Source organism: Cryobacterium tagatosivorans (genome assembly GCF_004402215.1).
GTDB classification, from domain to species: Bacteria; Actinomycetota; Actinomycetes; order Actinomycetales; family Microbacteriaceae; genus Cryobacterium; species Cryobacterium tagatosivorans.
Map to the genome: position 1 here is coordinate 70810 of NZ_SOEZ01000061.1, position 17148 is coordinate 87957.

The following is a 17148-nucleotide window of genomic DNA, read 5'->3' on the forward strand; positions in this document are numbered from 1 at the left end:
GTCAGACTCCGGGCGGCAGCCGGTCCTGCCAGCGCAGCCGGCGTTCCAGCTGGGCGCCGATGCTGAGCAGGGTGGCTTCGCCGCCCGGGCGTCCGATCAGCTGCACCCCCATCGGCAGGCCGGCTGAGGTCTGCAGCACCGGCAGGACGATGGCCGGGAGCCCCGCCACGTTGACCATCGAGGTGAACGGCGTGTACTGCACCTGCTGGGCGAAGTTGCGCTCCCCGTCGGCCCCGTCGTACCAGCCGACCGGGCGGGGCGTCAGCGCGAGGGCCGGGGTGAGCACGGCGCCGAAGCGCGACAACTGCGCGATGAACGAGCGTTCGAAGGCGTTCAGCGCGGCGAGCGCCTCGGCGAGGTCGCGCGCGGTGAGTTCGCGGCCTCGCCGGAGCAACCAGCGGGTGAGCGGTTCGAGCCGGTCCTCCTGCTCCGCTCCGTCCGCCGGGATCGTGGCCGCCCCGGTCTGCCAGATCGTGCGGAAGGCCGGCGCGTAGCCGGCGTCGGGCCTGAGCGCCGTCTCCTCGAGGCCGTGGCCGAGCGCGGACAGCTCGGACGTAGCCAGGGCCAGCGCGGCCAGCGCCTCGGGGGCCAGGCGGATCTCGTAGTCGCCGTCCCAGGCCGACGTGGTCATGACGCCGAGCTGGAACCGCCCCTCGCCGCGCACGGCGGCCGCGAGCAGGGGGCCATCCTCGGCGGGGGCGCGGAGCGCGAAGTGGTGCTCCGGGCGGCTGCCGCTCGGGGTGACCATCGCGTCGAGGAGCAGTGCGGCATCCGCCACCGTGCGCGCGAGCGGCCCGGCCACGGCGAGCCCGCCCAGCGAATCGATCCCGGATGACGCGGGCACCCGCCCGCGGGACGGCTTGAGTCCGACGAGCCCGCAGGCCGCAGCGGGAATACGAATGGATCCGCCGCCGTCGGAGCCCGGCGCGAACGGCAGCATCCGCGCCGCGACGGCCACGGCGGCCCCGCCGCTGGACCCGCCGGCGCCGAGCGCGGGGTTCCACGGGTTGCGCGCCGGTGCCCCGGCCAGGCTCTCCGTGTAGGACGGGAGGCCGAACTCCGGGGTGTTCGTCTTGCCCAGGCTCACCCCGCCGGCCGCGTCGAGCGCCTGCACGAGGTCGTCGGAGTCCTCCGGGACGAAGTCGGCCATCAGGCGCGACCCGAACCGGGCGGGCACGCCGGCTCGCCGCTGCAGGTCCTTGTCCCCGAACGGCAGCCCCCAGAGCGGCGCGGTCCGCGGCACGTGCGCCTCGACGTGGCGCGCCCGCTCGAGGGCGGCATCCGCGGTCACCGTGACGAACGCCCCCAGTGACGGGTTGAGCTCCTCGATTCGCGCCAGGTAGTGCAGGGCGAGTTCGGTGGGGCGGAGGTCACCGCGCTGGAGCGCCTGCCACTGTTCGAGGGCGGTCAGCTCGTGCGGTTGGGACATGGTTCGAGCCTAGTCAGGCGGTGCCACGTCACGCCTCGTCGTCGACCTCCGCCTGGATCGCGGTCAGGAGCCGCCCGAACGCGGCGGGCGCGGCCTCGAGCACCGGCCGGGCGGCCCAGCGCGCTGCCCAGCGGGCGAACCGCGCACTGTTGATGACCTCGTACTGCACGAGGGCGCCGGACTCCTCCGGCAGAACCCGGTACTCGCCGCGGTACCACCAGTCGCCCTCGACCACGACGAGACGCCGCTCTGGGTCGGCCCGGACGTGGCCGGCGGCCTCGTCGCCGGCGGCCAGCGAGCCCGCGAGCCGGGCGAAGGCAGCGTCGGGGTCGGCCTCGAGGTGACCGGCGAAGGAGCGCAGCACCGTGTGCCGGGCGGGAGCGTCGAGTGGGACATCGGTCATGCTTCGACCTTACGCGGGGCTCGCCCAGCCGGGCCGAGCGGGGCTAGCCTCAGTGCATGGCACGCTCACACTTCAACCCCATGGGAACCACCGCCCTCATCACCGGAGCCTCGAGCGGGCTCGGCGTCGGCTTCGCGCACCGGCTCGCCGAGCGCGGCGCAGACCTCGTGCTCGTCGCCCGGCGCCAGGACCGGCTCGAAGGCCTGGCCGTCGAACTGGCCGAGAAGTACGGCACGGCCTCGACCGTGATCCCGCTGGACCTGACCGGGCCGAATGCCGTGGCCGAGCTGATCACCGACCTGCGCACCCGCAATATCACCGTCGGCACGCTCGTCAACAACGCCGGTTTCGGCACGTTCGGGCCCTTCGCCGACTCCGACGCAGCACGGCAGCGGGAGCAGGTTGCACTGAACGTCCAGGTGCTTACCGAGCTGACCCAGGCGTTCCTCCCCGACCTGCTCCGCACCGCCGGCGCGCATCCGCACGGCGCCGCGCTGGTCAACCTCGCCAGCACGGCGGCGTTCCAGCCCGTTCCCCGGATGGCGGTCTACGGCGCGACGAAGGCGTACGTGCTCAGTTTCACGGAGGCGCTCTGGTACGAGACGCACGCCTCCGGCCTCAAGGTGACCGCGCTCTGCCCCGGCCCGGCCGTCACGGAGTTCTCCCGGGTCGCCGGCATCGCGGCCAGGCGCCGCGCGCAGAGCGTCGACCGGGTGATGGACACCGTGTTCGCCGACCTCGACCGGGGCACTCCCCCGCCGCACCGGGTCAGCGGTGCGGGGAATGCCGCCCTGGCCTGGCTCTCGAGAGTCGCGCCGCGCCGCACCGTGGTGAAGGCGACCGGGCGACTCACCGCACGGCGCCGCACCGCCCAGTGAAGCGGGCTGCCCGCTCGGGGAGGCTCGCTACTTCAGGCTCTTCTGCATGAGAACGGTGCCGAGCCAGCGCTCGAATTTGAACCCGACCTTGCCCATCCGGCCGATTTCCTCGAAGCCGAAGTCGTGGTGCAGCTTGATCGACGCGTCGGCGCCCTGGTCCGCGATGACGGCGATGATCTCCTTGAGACCGGCCTCCTTCGACCGCGTGATCAGCTCGGCGAGCAGCACCCTGCCCAGGCCCTTGCCGGTGGATGCCGCGCCCAGGTAGATCGAGTTCTCCACGGTGAACCGGTAGGCCTTCTTCTGCTTCCACGGGCTGACGAGCGCATAGCCGAGGATCTGCCCGGCCGGGGATTCGGCCACGATGAACGGCATGCCCAGCCGGTCCAGGTAGGCGAACTTGTCCCGCCACTCGGCCAGGGTCATCGCGTCCTCGTCGAAGGTGACGGTGCTGTTGGCCACGTAGTAGTTGTAGATCTCCCGGATGTACGGGAGGTCGGCGGCCTTCACCTCGCGCAGCGAGTACTCGAACGGCGCCTCGGGCGGCGGCACCGCGCGGAGGTGCATCGGCAGCCGTCGTCTCGGCTGGTATTCCTCTTCAAGCACCGGTGACTCCCCTCGTTACTTCGACTTCCAGATTACCCGAGCGACCAGTCGACGGGCGCGGCTCCCTGGGCCGCCAGGAGCTCGTTTGCCCGGCTGAACGGGCGGGAGCCGAAGAATCCCCGCCGCGCCGACAGCGGGCTCGGGTGGGCAGACTCGATCACGGGCGTGTCGGCCAGCAGGGGCCGGAGGCTCGCGGCCTCTTTCCCCCAGAGAATCGCCACCAGCGGTCGGCGGCGGGCGACGAGGGCGCGGATGGCGTGCTCGGTCACGGCCTCCCAGCCGCGCCGCCGGTGCGACCCGGCGACCCCCTCCCGCACGGTGAGCACCCGGTTCAGCAGCATGACGCCGCGCTCCGCCCAGGGGGTGAGGTCGCCGCTGGCCGGCGAGGTGACCCCGAGGTCGTCGTGGAGCTCGCGGTAGATGTTCTGCAGGCTCCGCGGCAGTGGGCGCACGTGCGGGTCGACGGCGAAGGAGAGCCCGATCGGGAATCCGGGGGTCTGGTACGGGTCCTGGCCGACGATGAGCACCCGCACGTCGTCGAAGGGGTAGCCGAAGGCCCGGTAGACCCTGTCTTCGGCCGGAAGCCAGGGCCGCCCGGCCGCCGTTTCGGCCCGGAGGAACTCGCCCATCGCGGCGATCTCGGCCGAGACCGGCGCGAGCGCCTCGGCCCAGCCGGGATCGATCCGCCCGGCGACGGCGAGGTCCTCGGGGGTCGTCGGCATGCGGGCCTAGGCGCCGAAGGTGCTGACGAGCACGCCGTCGGGCGCCTGGCTGACCCGCCAGACGCTGCCGGCGCCGACCACGCCGAGCGCGCCTTCACCGACGACGAGGGCGGTGTTCTCGTCGATGGCGAGGCCGCCGTCGACCAGCCCGGCCTCGACCGCGGCGATCAGCCGGGAGAGGGTGCCCCACTGCGCGGCGTGCACCTCGACCGTGACATCCAGCAGGCCGATGCCGTTTTCGACCGTGACCTCGTCGAGGTCCTCCGCCCCCTCCTGCGAGGCGACCTCGACGCCGCCGATCCGCCAGCCGCCGATCAGGGCGCGCTCGGCGGCGATCATCGCGCCGGCCGAGAAGCCGAGGTAGGGGATGCCGGCCGACACCTGGCGGCGGATCTCCCCGGCAATCGGCGCGACCGCGGCGAGGTAGGCGGGGGTGAGCCCGCCGCCGATGACGATGCCGTCGACGTCCCCGACCGCGGTCAGGGCCGCCACGCCGTCCAGCTCGAGCGTGCTGAGCACCGCTTCGACCGGTCCGGCGGCGGCCAGCGCGGCCGTGAGGTTCGCGGCGTGCTCGTCGCCGTCGCCGGCCCGCACGGAGATGATCGCGATGCGCGGCTCGACCCGCCCGGCGGCGGCGGCTCGTGCCGTCGCCTCGCCGACGAACGGTCCGTAGACCGCCGGATAGTGTTCGGAGGCCCAGCCGCCGCCGACCAGGTGCACGCTCATGCGTTCACCGCGGTGCCACGGATGCTGCCGGTCGTCTGTCGTTCTGCGTCAAGGGCCATTGGTCAATGGTATGCCGCCCGGCCGGGCCCGGTGGCGTTCAGCCGATGTGGCGTTCCGCCACGCCGTCGTAGACGGACAGCGGGCGGATCAGCGCGTTCGCGCCGGCCTGCTCGATGATGTGCGATGTCCAGCCGACCACCCTGGCAGCGACGAACAACGGGGTGAAGGTGAGGGTGTCGAACCCCATCAGGTGATAGGCCGGCCCGGACGGGTAGTCGAGGTTGGGCAGGATCTGCTTCTGTTCGGTCATGGCCGTTTCGAGCGCCGCGTACAGGTCGAGCAGGTCGGGCCGGTCGTAGTGTTCGACCAGGGTCAGCAGCGCCGCGTGCATCGTGGGCACCCGGGAGTCGCCCTTCTTGTAGACCCGGTGCCCGAAGCCCATGATCTTGCGCTTCTCCACGAGGGCGCGGCCCAGCCAGGCGACGGCGCGGTCGCCGGCGCCCTCGCCCGCGCCGATCTCGTCGAAGGTGTGCATGACGGCCTCGTTCGCGCCGCCGTGCAGGGCGCCCTTGAGCGCGCCGATCGCGCCGGTCACCGCGGAGTGCAGGTCGGACAGGGTGGAGGTGATGACCCGGGCGGTGAACGTCGACGCGTTGAAGGAGTGCTCCGCGTAGAGGATCATCGACACGTCGAACGCATCGACGACGGCCAGCTCCGGCACCTCGCCGAAGGTCATGTGCAGGAAGTTAGCCGAGTAGCCGAGGTCGTCCCTGGCCTCGACGAAGTCGAGTCCGTGACGACGGCGCTGGTCATAGGCGATGATCGCCGGCAGCTGGGCGAACAACCGGATCGACTTCGCCAGGTTCGCCTCCGGCGACGCGTCGGCCGCCTCGGGTTCGCGAGCGCCGATCACGCTGACCGCGGTGCGCAGCACATCCATCGGATGCGCCGTCATCGGCAGCTCGTCGACGACCCGGCGCACGACGGGGTCGAGCCGACGCAGCGACCGCTCCAGCTGCTCGAACTCGGCCAGCTGCTCCTCGCCCGGAAGCTCGCCGTGCCAGAGCAAGTAGGCGACCTCCTCGAAGCTGCAGAGGGCGGCCAGCTCCTGCACCGGGTATCCCCGGTACAGCAGGGAGTTCGTCTCCGCGTTCACCTTCGAAATCGCGGTGAAGTCGACCGGCACACCGGCCAGCCCCTTGAAGACCTGCACGTCGTTCGTGCTCATAGTGTTCCCTTCTCGTTCACGCTGAAGTTGAAAATGCCCGAGTCGAAGTGGTTGTGCGACTCGTAGTCGAGAAGCTCGTACAGTTCCGAGCGGTGCTGCATCTGCGGCAGGAGGGAGGTCAGCGACCCCTCCGCCTGAAGGGTGGCGAGTCCCCTATCGGCGGCGCCCATCGCCAGGCGCAGCAGCGACACCGGGAAGATCACCATATTGACGCCGATGCCCGCGAGCTGGTCCACCGTGAACAGTTCGCTCTTGCCGAACTCGGTCATGTTGGCCAGGATCGGCACGTCGACGGCCGCGCGGATCGCCTCGAACTCGGCCAGGGTGGCCATCGCCTCTGGAAAGATGGCGTCGGCGCCGGCGTCGACGAGTTTCTTCGCCCGGTCGACCGCCGCGTCCAGCCCGCCGTCACCCGGCACCGTGGCCCGGATGTCGGTGCGCGCCATGACGAGGAAGTTCGGGTCCCGGCGGGCGTCGACCGCCGCGCGGATGCGCTTGAGCGCGGTGGCCTCGTCGACGACCTGCTTGCCGTCGAGGTGGCCGCAGCGCTTGGGGTTGACCTGGTCCTCGATGTGCATGCCGGCCAGGCCGGCGTCCTCGAGGGTCTGGATCGTGCGCGCCACGTTCATCGGCTCGCCGAAGCCGGTGTCGGCGTCGACGATCGCGGGCAGGTCGCTCATCCGGGCGATCTGCTGGGCGCGGCCGGCGACCTCGGTGAGCGTGGTCAGGCCGATGTCGGGCAGGCCCAGGTCGGCCGAGAGCACCGCGCCGGAAATGTAGACGCCTTCGAAGCCCCTGGCCTGGATGAGTTTGGCCGAGAGCGGGTTGAACGCGCCGGGGAAACGCTGGATCGTGCCGCTGGACAGCATCGCCCGCAGGTTCGCGCGCTTGTCGGCCGCGGTGGTTGTGGAGTACAGCATCAGAAGATTCCTACCGGGGTGGGGAACGCCGCCAGGAGACCGGGGCGGGCCGTGATGGTCAGGTTGCCGAGTTCGTCGGAGGCGAGGTCGGGCAGCCGCTGCGCGAGGCGCAGGAACCGGTCGATCTCGGCGGGCTCGAGAACGTCGGCGGCGAGGGTGCGGAACTTGTTCACGTACTCGTCGCGGCCGAACGGACGGGCGCCCAGCGGATGCGCGTCGGCGACGGCGATCTCGTCGGTGACGGTGCTTCCGTCGGTGCGGGTGATGACCACCCGGCCGCCGAAGGCCTTCTCCGCCACGTCGAGCGAGTGGTACCGGCGGGTCCACTCGGGGTCTTCGACCGTGCTGACACGGTGCCAGAGGGCGACCGTGTCCACGCGGCCGGCGCGTTCCGGCGAGTAGGAGTCGACGTGGTGCCAGCTGCCGTCCTGCAGGGCGACGGTGAAGATGTACGGGATCGAGTGGTCGAGCGTCTCCCGGCTGGCCGTCGGGTCGTACTTCTGCGGGTCGTTCGCGCCGGAGCCGATCACGAAGTGGGTGTGGTGGCTGGTGTGGATGACCACCGACGCGACATTGGCCGGATCAGCCAGCTCCGGATGTTCCCGGTTGAGCTTCCGCGCGAGGTCGATCCAGGCCTGCGCCTGGTACTCGGCCGAGTGCTCCTTCGTGTAGCTGTCGAGGATGGCGCGCTTGGCCTCGCCGCGGTCGGGCAGCGGAACCTGGTAGCCGGCGGTCGGCCCGTCGAGCAGCCAGGCGATCACGCCGTCCTCGCCCTCGTAGATCGGGGTGGGGCTGGTCTCGCCGCGCATGGCGCGGTCGACGGCCTCGACCGCCAGCTTGCCGGCGAGCGCCGGGGCGTGCGCCTTCCAGCTGGAGATCTCGCCCTTCCGCGACTGGCGGGTGGCGGTGGTCGTGTGCAGCGCCTGGCCGACGGCTTGGAAGATCGTCTCGGCATCGAGGCCGAGGAGCGAACCGATGCCGGCGGCCGCGGACGGGCCGAGGTGGGCGACATGGTCGATCTTGTGCTCGTGCAGGCTGATCGCCTTGACCAGGTCGATCTGGATCTCGTAGCCCGTGGCGATCCCGCGGACGAGGTCGAGTCCGCTCAGCCNGAGCCCCCGCAACGTGGCAAGGTGCTGGGCCACGGCGGTGATCGGCGGGATGTTGTCGCCCGGGTGCGAGTACTCGGCCGCGAGGAAGGTGTCGTGGTAGTCGAGCTCGCGCACGGCCACGCCGTTGGCCCAGGCCGCCCACTCCGGGGACACCCGCCGGCCGCTGGCCGGGCCGAAGACCGTCGCACCCTCGCCGCCGACCGACCGCGGGTGGGACAGGGCCTGCCCGCGGGCCGACACGACCGGGCGACGGGTGAGCGAGGCCGCGGCGACGGCCGCGTTGTCGATCACCCGGTTGATCACCATCTCGGTGACCTCCGGGGTCACGGCCACCGGGTCGGCTGCGACCTCGGCGATCTTCCAGGCCAGCTGGCCCGCCCTGGCGAGATTCTCGTCGCTGCGGTGTACTCGTACGTTGTGGAGCTGCACGATGAATCCTTTCGGTCAGTCGGCCCGGTTGGCCGCATCCTCATCAATCGCCGCGAGGACGCTGGTGAGGCTTTGGTGGAGGTGGACATGGGTCGCGTGGGCGGCCAGGTTGGCGTCGCCGGCGATGATCGCGTCGATGATCAGGAGGTGTTCGGTCGCGGCCGCCCGCAGGCGAGTCTGGTTGCCCCTGGCCAGCCTGCGGATGCGGGACAGGTGGGTGCGTACGGCATCGAGGGCGCCGACCAGGTACGGGTTGGCCCCGGCCGTGTCGATGGCCAGTTCGAGTTCGTCGATCAGGTCGTAGTAGCGGTGGATGCCGTCCTCGCCCTGGCGGAGCAGTTCGGGAGCCGACACGAACTGTTCGCGGAGCGCCAGGAAGACGGCCGGGTCGCGTCGCTGGGCCGCGAGCCGGGCGGCCTGTTCTTCGAGCGCCTGGCGCAGTTCGTACAGCTCGCGGATCCGCTCAACCGAAATCTCGGTGACCACAAACCCCCGGCCGCTGCGCCCGGCCACGAGGCCGTCCGAAATGAGCCGGGCGATGGCTGCCCGGAGCGGCGTGCGGGAGACGCCGATGCGCGCGGCCTGCTCGACCTCGAGCAGCCCGGTGCCGGACGGGAGCTCCCCGTCGAGGATCTCGACGCGTAGCTGCCGGTAGGCGCGTTCGCTGGCGCTGACCGGCTCGCTCGCGGCGACAGGCCGGACTCCGGAATCGGTTTGTGTATACACAACGGTCATACTATGCGCTTTTGGGGTCAGTTGTGCAATACTTCGAGCATCCTTTGTATACAGAGGGCTCAATGGAGAGGTTCAACATGACGGGCGAACCACACGCCGGCTACCGCGAGACCTGGGCGCGGAGCATCGAATCGCGGGGCGACTTCTGGCTCGGTGCCGCGCGCGGGATCGACTGGGACATTCCGCCGAGCGTCGCCCTGGACGAGCGCCTCCCCGGCGCATCACGCTGGTTTCCGGACGGGGAACTGAACACGAGCTACAACGCCCTCGACCGGCACGTGCTCGCCGGCCGCGGCGACCAGGCCGCCCTGATCTACGACTCCGCGATGACCGGGACGAAGCTGTCGCTCAGCTACAGCGAGCTGCTCGACCGCGTTGCCCGGTTCGCCGGGGTGCTGCGCGCCAACGGTGTGGACAAGGGCGATCGTGTGATCATCTACCTCCCGATGATCCCCGAGGCCATCGTCGCCATGCTGGCCTGCGCCCGCATCGGCGCCATCCACTCCGTCGTGTTCGGCGGCTTCGCCGCCAGCGAGCTCGCCGTGCGGATCGACGACGCCCGGCCCGGCGTCATCGTCACCGCTTCCGGCGGCCTCGAACCCGGTCGCGCGGTCGAGTACCTCCCGCTCGTCCAGCGCGCCCTGAAGCTCAGCGCCGGCTCGGTGAAGACCGTCATCGTGCAGGGCCGTGACGCGGTTCCCGGCAGCGCAGCGGACTACGCCGACGAGGTCCAGGCCACCTGGCTGGACTGGGCCGACGAGGAGGCGACGGCCACCCCGGCCGGGCCCGTCAGCCTGCGCTCCGGCGACCCGCTGTACATCCTCTACACCTCGGGCACCACCGGCAGCCCCAAGGGGATCGTGCGCGACAACGGCGGTCACGCGGTCGCCCTGGCCTGGTCGATGCGCAACATCTACGCCGTCGGTCCCGGCGACGTGTACTGGGCGGCCTCCGACGTTGGCTGGGTCGTCGGCCACTCCTACATCGTGTACGCCCCGCTCCTGGTCGGCGCCACCACGGTGATCTACGAGGGCAAGCCGATCGGTACACCGGATGCCGGGGCCTTCTGGCGCGTCGTCGAGGACTATAAGGTCAAGGTGCTGTTCACCGCGCCGACCGCGATCCGCGCCATCCGGCGGGTCGATCCCGGCCTGCGCGAACTGGCCAAACACGACGTGTCCAGCCTCGACAGCCTGTTCCTGGCCGGCGAGCGCCTCGACCCGGAGACCTTCCACTGGGCCAACGACGGCCTGCACTGCCCCGTCGTCGACCACTGGTGGCAGACCGAGACGGGCTGGGCGATCTGCGCGAACCCACGCGGCATCGAACCGCTCCCAACCAAGCCGGGGTCGGCCACCGTTCCCGTGCCCGGTTTCGACATCGAGATCCTCGACTCGAAGGGCAGGCCGGTCAAGCGGGGCAAGGAGGGCAACATCGCGATTCGCCTCCCCCTGCCTCCGGGCACCCTGATGGGCGTCTGGGGCAGCGAGGACCGGTACACGAGCGCGTACCTGACGGCCTTCCCCGGCTACTACGCCACCGGGGACTCCGGCCACTTCGACGAGGACGGCTACCTGTACGTGATGGGCCGCACCGACGACGTGATAAACGTCGCCGGCCACCGGCTGTCGACCGGCTCCCTCGAGGAGGTGCTCACCCTGCATCCGGCGGTCGCCGAGTGCGCCGTGCTCGGCGTCCACGACGCGCTCAAGGGGCAGCGGGCGGCGGGCTTCGTCACGCTCAAGGCCGGCGAGCAGATCGACCACGACACCCTGGCCGCCGAACTCATCGCGCTGGTCAGGGAGCATGTCGGCCCGGTCGCGGCCTTCCGCGACGTGACCATCCTGGAACGGCTGCCGAAGACCCGGTCGGGCAAGATCCTGCGCAAGACGATCCGGCAGATCGTGGACGGCGAGCCGTACACCGTGCCGCCGACCATCGAGGATCCGACCGTGCTCGACGACCTCCAACGCGCCGTGCACGGCGCCGGCGAAAGCAGCTAGCGGGTCAGTCCCGGGTGCGTTGAGGTGTGCCGGCCAGCTGCCGACGGCGGCGCCGCATCGTTCCGCGCGGACGGGTGCCCAGCGTTCGCCGAACTGTGAGTTTGGGCCCTTCGCCGCCAAGCGAAGGTGCCAAACTCACAGTTCGGCGAGGGATGTCGACGTGCTCGATCATGGGCAACTCAGACCCCCTTCGAAGCCAACCAGTCGATGCCAGCCGGTTCGATGCCAGCCGATTCGATGCCAGCCGGGCGCTCGATACCGGAAGGATCGAGGGTGTGGGTCCGAAAACCGGATGCAAGGCCACAATTCACCCAGGTTTTCCGGTTTTCGCGAATCCGAAACCCCAAGGCGGCCGGGTTCAGGGTTCAGACCTTGCCGAATTAGGAGACACGCCCTAGTCCCGCATCCGCAGTTCGCCCCGCGCGATCCTCGTCGGCGCCGCCTGGGCGACCGGCTTGATCGTGATCAGGTCGAGGTTGACGTGTGCGGGGCGCTCGACGCTCGAGACGATCGTCTCGGCGATGTCCTCCGCGGTGAGCGGGTTCGGAATGTTCTCGTACGCCGCCGCCGCCTTGTCCGCGTCGCCGCCGAAGCGCACCAGGCCGAACTCGGCGGTCTTGACCATGCCGGGGGCGATCTCGATCACCCGGATGGGTTCGCCGTTCAGTTCGAGGCGGAGAACCTCGGTCAGGGCGTGCGCTGCGGACTTCGCCGCGTTGTAGCCCCCGCCGCCGAGGTAGTTGACGTGGCCGGCGATCGACGTGATCGTCACGATGTCGGCCGAGCCCCCGCCCGAGGAGATCCCGGCGCGCAGGAGGGGAAGCAGGGCGCTGATCACCCGCTTGACGGCGAGCACGTTGATCTCGAACATCCAGGCCCAGTCTTCGACCTTCGAGTTCTCGACCGTGTCCAGGCCCATGGCCCCGCCGGCGTTGTTGACCAGGGCATGCACCGGGCCGCTCGCGGCCAGGTAGTCGCGCAGCGCGTCAACGTCGGCCTGCCGGGTGAGGTCGGCCGTGAAGACCTGGGCGCCGGTCTCCTCGGCGAGCGCCGCGAGACGGTCCGCCCGGCGCGCGACCCCGACGACGTCCCAGCCGCGCAGCCGGAACAGCCGCACGCTGGCGGCCCCGATTCCCGAACTCGCGCCGGTTACGACCACTCTTCGTGTACCCATTCCTCCATTCTGCAGGGAGAATGGGGCTAATGAGCACCACAGGCGCGGCCACGACGACAGCCCAGAAGCGGCGAGTCCCGATCTGGGACAACGCACGCTGGATCGCGATCACCCTCATGGTGATGGGCCATGCGATCCTCAAGCTCATTGCCGAGTCGGATGTCGCCTACGAGGTGTACCTGTTCATCTACGCGTTCCATGTGCCCTTGTTCGTGGCCGTCAGTGGGTATTTCGCCAAGTCGGGGCCGCCGGGGACCCGCCAGCTGCACCGGCTGCTCACCGACATCGTCTTCCCCTACCTGATCTTCGAAACGATCTGGACGATCGTGCACTGGCTGGTCGGCGGGAACTTCTGGCTCGACTACGCGAGCGCCTCCTGGACGCTGTGGTTCCTGATCGCGCTCGCGATCTGGCGGATCACGCTGCCCTACCTCGTGCTGCTGCGCTACCCGCTGACGATCAGCATCATCCTCTCGATCGGGGCGGGCTACGTCGACTCGCTCGACTCGACCTTCGCGCTCACCCGCACCCTGGGCCTGCTGCCCTTCTTCGTCTTCGGCTGGCATCTCCGGCAGTGGCAGCTCACCAGCCGCTGGCTGGCCCTCGGCCCGGGTGCCGTCTGGCGCTGGCGCGCTGGCGCGATCGCCCTGTTCACGGCCCTGGCGGTCGTGATCATGCTGAACATCGACAGGCTGCGCGAGTTGAAGGTTCGCCGCTTCCTGCTCTACGACGAGTCCTACGGGGCGTTCGGCTACGACCAGCCCTGGGCCGGCGGCATCCGTCTCGGCTTCATGCTGCTGGCCTTCGGCCTCATTGTGGCGTTCCTGCTGCTCGTGCCCCGGCGCCGCACCTGGTTCACCCGGCTGGGCGCGGCGACCATGTACATCTACCTCCTGCACAGTTTCGTGCTCTATCCGCTCCGCGAGACGGGCGTGCTCGCCGGCCCGCAGCCGGCCTGGGTGCTCCCGGCGATGATGCTGCTCAGCGTGGGGATCTCGGTGGTGCTGTCGCTGGGCATTGTGCGGCGCCTGTTCCGGCCCCTCGTCGAGCCGCGTGCGCGCTGGCTGTTCCGCCAGGAGCCTGCCACCCTCACCGGCACGATCGTGCTTCCGCCCCGCGAACAGCGCTGAGGGAAAAGGGCCGGTCCAGGGCCGATATGACGCAGTGTTTCGGGGTCCGTTGCCGGTGCGCACGAGCGTGCCTAGGCTCGCCTCAGAGCGATGGACGGTCCACGCTCGCCCGGGACCCAAGGGAGACCACCTCATGAGCGACAACACTGCAGACTGGAAGTTCGAAACCAAGCAGGTTCACTCCGGCGCCCGGCCGGACCCGGTCACCAACGCGCGCGCCACGCCGATCTACCAGACCACCTCGTACGTGTTCAACTCCGCGCAGCACGCGCAGAACCTGTTCGCGCTGGCCGAGTTCGGCAACATCTACACGCGCATCCAGAACCCCACCCAGGCGGTCGTCGAGGAGCGCGTCGCGGCGCTCGAGGGTGGCACGGCGGCGCTGCTGCTGGCGTCCGGCCAGTCGGCGACCACGTTCGCCGTGCTCAATATCGCCCAGGCCGGCGACCACATCGTGTCGTCGAGCTCGATCTACGGCGGCACCTACAACCTGTTCAAGTACACCCTCGCCAAGCTCGGCATCGAGACGACGTTCGTCGAGAACCAGGACGACGCCGACGAGTGGCGCCGCGCGGTTCGCCCCAACACCAAGCTGTTCTTCGCGGAGACCATCGGCAACCCGAAGATCAACGTGCTCGACATTTCCCTGGTGGCGGATGTCGCCCACGAGTCGGGCGTCCCGCTGATCGTCGACAACACGATCGCCACCCCCTACCTGATCCGTCCGTTCGAGCACGGGGCGGACATCATCGTCCACTCCGCCACGAAGTTCCTCGGCGGGCACGGCGCCGTCATCGGCGGCATCGTCGTCGACGGCGGGAAGTTCGCCTGGTCTAAGAACGTCGAGAAGTTCCCCGGCCTCACCGAACCCGACCCGTCCTACCACGGCGCCAGCTACACGGCCGCCGTCGGCGACGGCATCGCGTACATCATCAAGGCGCGGGTGCAGCTGCTGCGCGACCTGGGCGCCGCGATCGCGCCGGCCAGCGCCTGGCAGCTCATCCAGGGCATCGAGACGCTCAGCCTCCGCGTCGAGCGTCACACGCAGAACGCCCAGGAGATCGCGGAGTGGCTCGAAAACCACGCCGACATCGCCTCGGTGAACTACGCGGGCCTGCCGTCGAGCCCCTGGTACGCCGCCGCCAACAAGTACGCCCCGCAGGGCGTCGGAGCGGTGCTGTCGTTCGAGCTCAAGGGCGGGGTCGATGCCGGCCGCGCGCTGGTCGACAACCTCGAGCTGTTCAGCCACCTGGCGAACATCGGCGACGTGCGGTCGCTGGTCATCCACCCGGCGTCGACGACGCACGCGCAGCTCACCCCCGAGCAGCAACTCACCGCCGGCGTCACCCCGGGGCTGGTGCGCCTGTCGGTCGGAATCGAGAACATCGCCGACCTGAAGGCCGACCTCGAGGTCGGCTTCGCAGCCGCTCGTGCGGTCGTGGCCGCCTCCCGCGCCAACGCCTAGCACTACCCCCGGCCGTAGCGCTTACGGCTGTACGAATTCGACGGAGATTCCGCCCCTCACCGGGCGTTGCGGGCCGATTCAGGCCCCGCAGCGAAGGAATCTCCGTCGAATTCGTTGTGGCGGCGTCACAAAGGGGCGGGGCGTCCCTGCACGCGGCAGAATGAGGGCATATGGAATGGCAATCCGCGGCTGACACGGTCCCGTCGAGCTTCATCACCGAGGCTCAGGCGCGCTCGCTGCTCGGCAAGCCTCCGGCGACGGGCGCCTGGCGGGACGGCGACCCCGTCGGCCACCGGAAGTTCCTCGACGTCGGGCCGCTGCACCTCGAGGGCGGGGGCAGCCTCGGCGCCGTGCGGATCGCCTACGAAACCTGGGGAACGCGCTCGCCCACCGGCGACAACGCGGTGCTCGTGCTGCACGCCCTGACCGGCGACAGCCACGTGGTCGGGGCATCCGGACCGGGGCACCAGACCGCCGGCTGGTGGGGCGGGATCGTCGGCCCTGGCCTGGCCATCGACACCGACCGGTGGTTCGTCGTCGCACCGAACATGCTCGGCGGCTGCCAGGGCAGCACCGGCCCGTCCTCCGTCGCGCCAGACGCGTCGGAATGGGGCACCCGCTTCCCCTACCTGACAATCCGGGACCAGGTCGCCGCGCAGGTCGCCTTCGCCGACCGGCTCGGGATCGACCGCTGGGCGGCCGTCGTGGGCGGCTCGATGGGCGGCATGCACGCTCTCGAGTGGGCCGTGGAGAAGCCGGCCCGGGTCGAACGCCTTGCCATCCTGGCCGCGCCCCCGGTGTCGACCGCCGACCAGATCGCGCACAACTCGGTGCAGATCGAGGCCATTCGCACCGACCCCCTGTTCCGCTCCGGCGAGTACTACGACGCCGAGGACGGTGACGGTCCGACCAGGGGCCTCGCCCTGGCCCGGCGGATGGCGCTGCTCAACTACCGCAGCCCACACGAGCTCAATCTGCGCTTCGAGCGCGGCTGGCAGAGCGAAATCAGCCCGCTCGGCTCCGGCGGCCGCTTCGCGGTGGAGTCCTACCTCGACTTCCACGGCAACAAGTTCACCCGCCGTTTCGACGCGAACAGCTACATCGTCCTCGCCCTGGCGATGAACTCGCACGACGTCGGCCGGGGGCGCGGCGGAGTGCCGTCGGCGCTCGCCCGGGTCACCGCGAAGACCCTCATCCTCGGGATCGACAGCGACCGGCTCTTCCCGGTCGACGGCCAGCGGACCATCGCGGCTCACCTGCCCCACAACATCGACGGCCGCGACCCCGTGGTGCTCGAGTCACCGTACGGGCATGACGGGTTCCTGATCGAACACGAGGCGGTCGGCGCGCAGCTGGCCCGGCTCCTGCACTGACACGGCCCGTCGGCCGGGCTTGACAGCCGCCGGTTTCGAGAGAAATCTGAATGCACCGGGGGGCTCTGCGCCATCCGAGAGGACATCTGCCATGAAACCAGGATCCGTGGTCATGCTCGTGATCGGCACGCTCCTCGCGCTGCTCGGGCTGGGGGTGGTCAGCGGCGGGGCCGCCGTGGCCTGGGCCAATTCCCAGCAACAGGACGGCCGTTTCCTGGAGACCCCCGCCCGCACCTTCTCGGTCGACACCTATGCCCTGACCTCGCCTCGCTCCGACGCCGGCCTGGGCGTGTCCACCGGGCTCCCCTTCGATGTCGGCACGATCAGCCTGCGGGCCACGTCCCTCGGCGGCGACGGAGAGATCTTCGTCGGGGTCGCGCCCCAGGCCGAGGTCGACCGGTACCTGGCCGATGTCAACCACACGGTGCTGAGGAACGTGACCTTTGCCCCGTTCCGGGCCGAGTACGACGACCTGGCCGGCTCCAGCGAGCCGGAGCCGCCGGGCGACCAGACCTGGTGGACGGAATCCGTCTCCGGCTCGGGCGAGCAGCAACTCACCTGGGACATCCAGTCCGGCGGCTGGGCCATCGTGGTGATGAATGCCGACGCGAGCCCCGGCGTGGACGTCTCCCTGCAGGCGGGGGCGCGATCCGACCTGCTCACGCCCGTGGCCGTCGGGCTGCTGGTCGGCGGCGGCCTCCTCCTGCTCATCGGCATCCTGCTCGTCGTGGCCGCCGCCATCGGCCTCGGGCGGGCGGCGACCCCGACGGGCCCCGGCCAGGGGCCCGGCCAGGGGCCCGGCCAGGGCCCCGGAG

The 17148-nt window shown here is 70.4% G+C and carries 15 protein-coding genes and 1 pseudogene; 6 read left to right on the plus strand and 10 right to left on the minus strand.

What is annotated here, in order from left to right:
• Position 1 precedes the first annotated feature (1 nt).
• Both E3O23_RS13085 and E3O23_RS13090 read right to left on the minus strand, forming a co-directional pair.
• The gene (locus E3O23_RS13085) at positions 2-1429 is read right to left on the minus strand and encodes an amidase (RefSeq protein ID WP_134491668.1); all 1428 of its coding nucleotides are present in this window, start codon (positions 1427-1429) and stop codon (positions 2-4) included.
• 28 nt (positions 1430-1457) lie between these two features.
• The gene (locus tag E3O23_RS13090; RefSeq protein WP_134491670.1) at positions 1458-1832 is read right to left on the minus strand and encodes a hypothetical protein; all 375 of its coding nucleotides are present in this window, start codon (positions 1830-1832) and stop codon (positions 1458-1460) included.
• Positions 1833-1888: 56 nt separating this feature from the next.
• Here E3O23_RS13090 and E3O23_RS13095 point away from each other — a divergent pair, with 56 nt between their 5' ends.
• Entirely contained in the window at positions 1889-2710 is an 822-nt protein-coding gene (locus tag E3O23_RS13095) for an SDR family NAD(P)-dependent oxidoreductase (protein ID WP_241983472.1), read from the plus strand.
• Between the two features lie 27 nt (positions 2711-2737).
• On the opposite strand, the gene E3O23_RS13100 is transcribed toward E3O23_RS13095, so the two are convergent.
• The 7 genes from E3O23_RS13100 to E3O23_RS13130 form a co-directional block, all read right to left on the minus strand.
• A complete protein-coding gene (locus E3O23_RS13100; RefSeq protein WP_174776647.1) occupies positions 2738-3316 on the minus strand; it encodes a GNAT family N-acetyltransferase in 579 nt (192 codons plus the stop codon).
• A gap of 32 nt (positions 3317-3348) precedes the next feature.
• Positions 3349-4038, minus strand: coding sequence for a uracil-DNA glycosylase (locus E3O23_RS13105; RefSeq protein ID WP_134491672.1), 690 nt, complete (start codon positions 4036-4038; stop codon positions 3349-3351).
• A gap of 6 nt (positions 4039-4044) precedes the next feature.
• On the minus strand, positions 4045-4764 hold the full coding sequence (locus E3O23_RS13110) for a Type 1 glutamine amidotransferase-like domain-containing protein (RefSeq protein WP_134491674.1): 720 nt from the start codon (positions 4762-4764) through the stop codon (positions 4045-4047).
• A 97-nt stretch (positions 4765-4861) separates the two neighbouring features.
• Positions 4862-5992 carry a bifunctional 2-methylcitrate synthase/citrate synthase gene (locus E3O23_RS13115; RefSeq protein ID WP_134491676.1) on the minus strand — a complete coding sequence of 377 codons (1131 nt, stop codon included), beginning with the start codon at positions 5990-5992 and terminating at the stop codon, positions 4862-4864.
• Entirely contained in the window at positions 5989-6912 is a 924-nt protein-coding gene (prpB, locus tag E3O23_RS13120) for a methylisocitrate lyase (protein ID WP_134491678.1), read from the minus strand. The genes E3O23_RS13115 and prpB overlap by 4 nt, the downstream gene beginning before the upstream one ends.
• A complete protein-coding gene (locus tag E3O23_RS13125) occupies positions 6912-8453 on the minus strand; it encodes an MmgE/PrpD family protein (RefSeq protein ID WP_134491680.1) in 1542 nt (513 codons plus the stop codon). Before E3O23_RS13125 ends, prpB begins: the two co-directional genes overlap by 1 nt.
• A 15-nt stretch (positions 8454-8468) precedes the next feature.
• Positions 8469-9179: a GntR family transcriptional regulator gene (locus E3O23_RS13130; RefSeq protein WP_241983473.1), complete on the minus strand. Its 711-nt coding sequence runs from the start codon at positions 9177-9179 to the stop codon at positions 8469-8471.
• Positions 9180-9265: 86 nt separating this feature from the next.
• Between E3O23_RS13130 and E3O23_RS13135 the strand changes: the two genes are divergently transcribed.
• Entirely contained in the window at positions 9266-11191 is a 1926-nt protein-coding gene (locus tag E3O23_RS13135; protein WP_134491684.1) for an AMP-binding protein, read from the plus strand.
• Between the two features lie 394 nt (positions 11192-11585).
• Here E3O23_RS13135 and E3O23_RS13140 read toward each other — a convergent pair whose 3' ends face one another.
• Positions 11586-12365 carry an SDR family oxidoreductase gene (locus E3O23_RS13140; RefSeq protein WP_174776648.1) on the minus strand — a complete coding sequence of 260 codons (780 nt, stop codon included), beginning with the start codon at positions 12363-12365 and terminating at the stop codon, positions 11586-11588.
• Between the two features lie 29 nt (positions 12366-12394).
• On the opposite strand from E3O23_RS13140, the gene E3O23_RS13145 reads away from it, so the two are divergent.
• From E3O23_RS13145 to E3O23_RS13160, 4 genes and pseudogenes are all read left to right on the plus strand, one after another.
• Positions 12395-13495, plus strand: coding sequence for an acyltransferase family protein (locus E3O23_RS13145; protein ID WP_134491686.1), 1101 nt, complete (start codon positions 12395-12397; stop codon positions 13493-13495).
• 133 nt (positions 13496-13628) lie between these two features.
• The gene (locus E3O23_RS13150) at positions 13629-14960 is read left to right on the plus strand and encodes a bifunctional o-acetylhomoserine/o-acetylserine sulfhydrylase (protein WP_134491688.1); all 1332 of its coding nucleotides are present in this window, start codon (positions 13629-13631) and stop codon (positions 14958-14960) included.
• Between the two features lie 170 nt (positions 14961-15130).
• The gene (gene metX, locus E3O23_RS13155; protein WP_134491690.1) at positions 15131-16333 is read left to right on the plus strand and encodes a homoserine O-acetyltransferase MetX; all 1203 of its coding nucleotides are present in this window, start codon (positions 15131-15133) and stop codon (positions 16331-16333) included.
• Positions 16334-16424: 91 nt separating this feature from the next.
• Positions 16425-17148, plus strand: a pseudogene (locus tag E3O23_RS13160) (DUF4389 domain-containing protein); the annotation flags it as partial.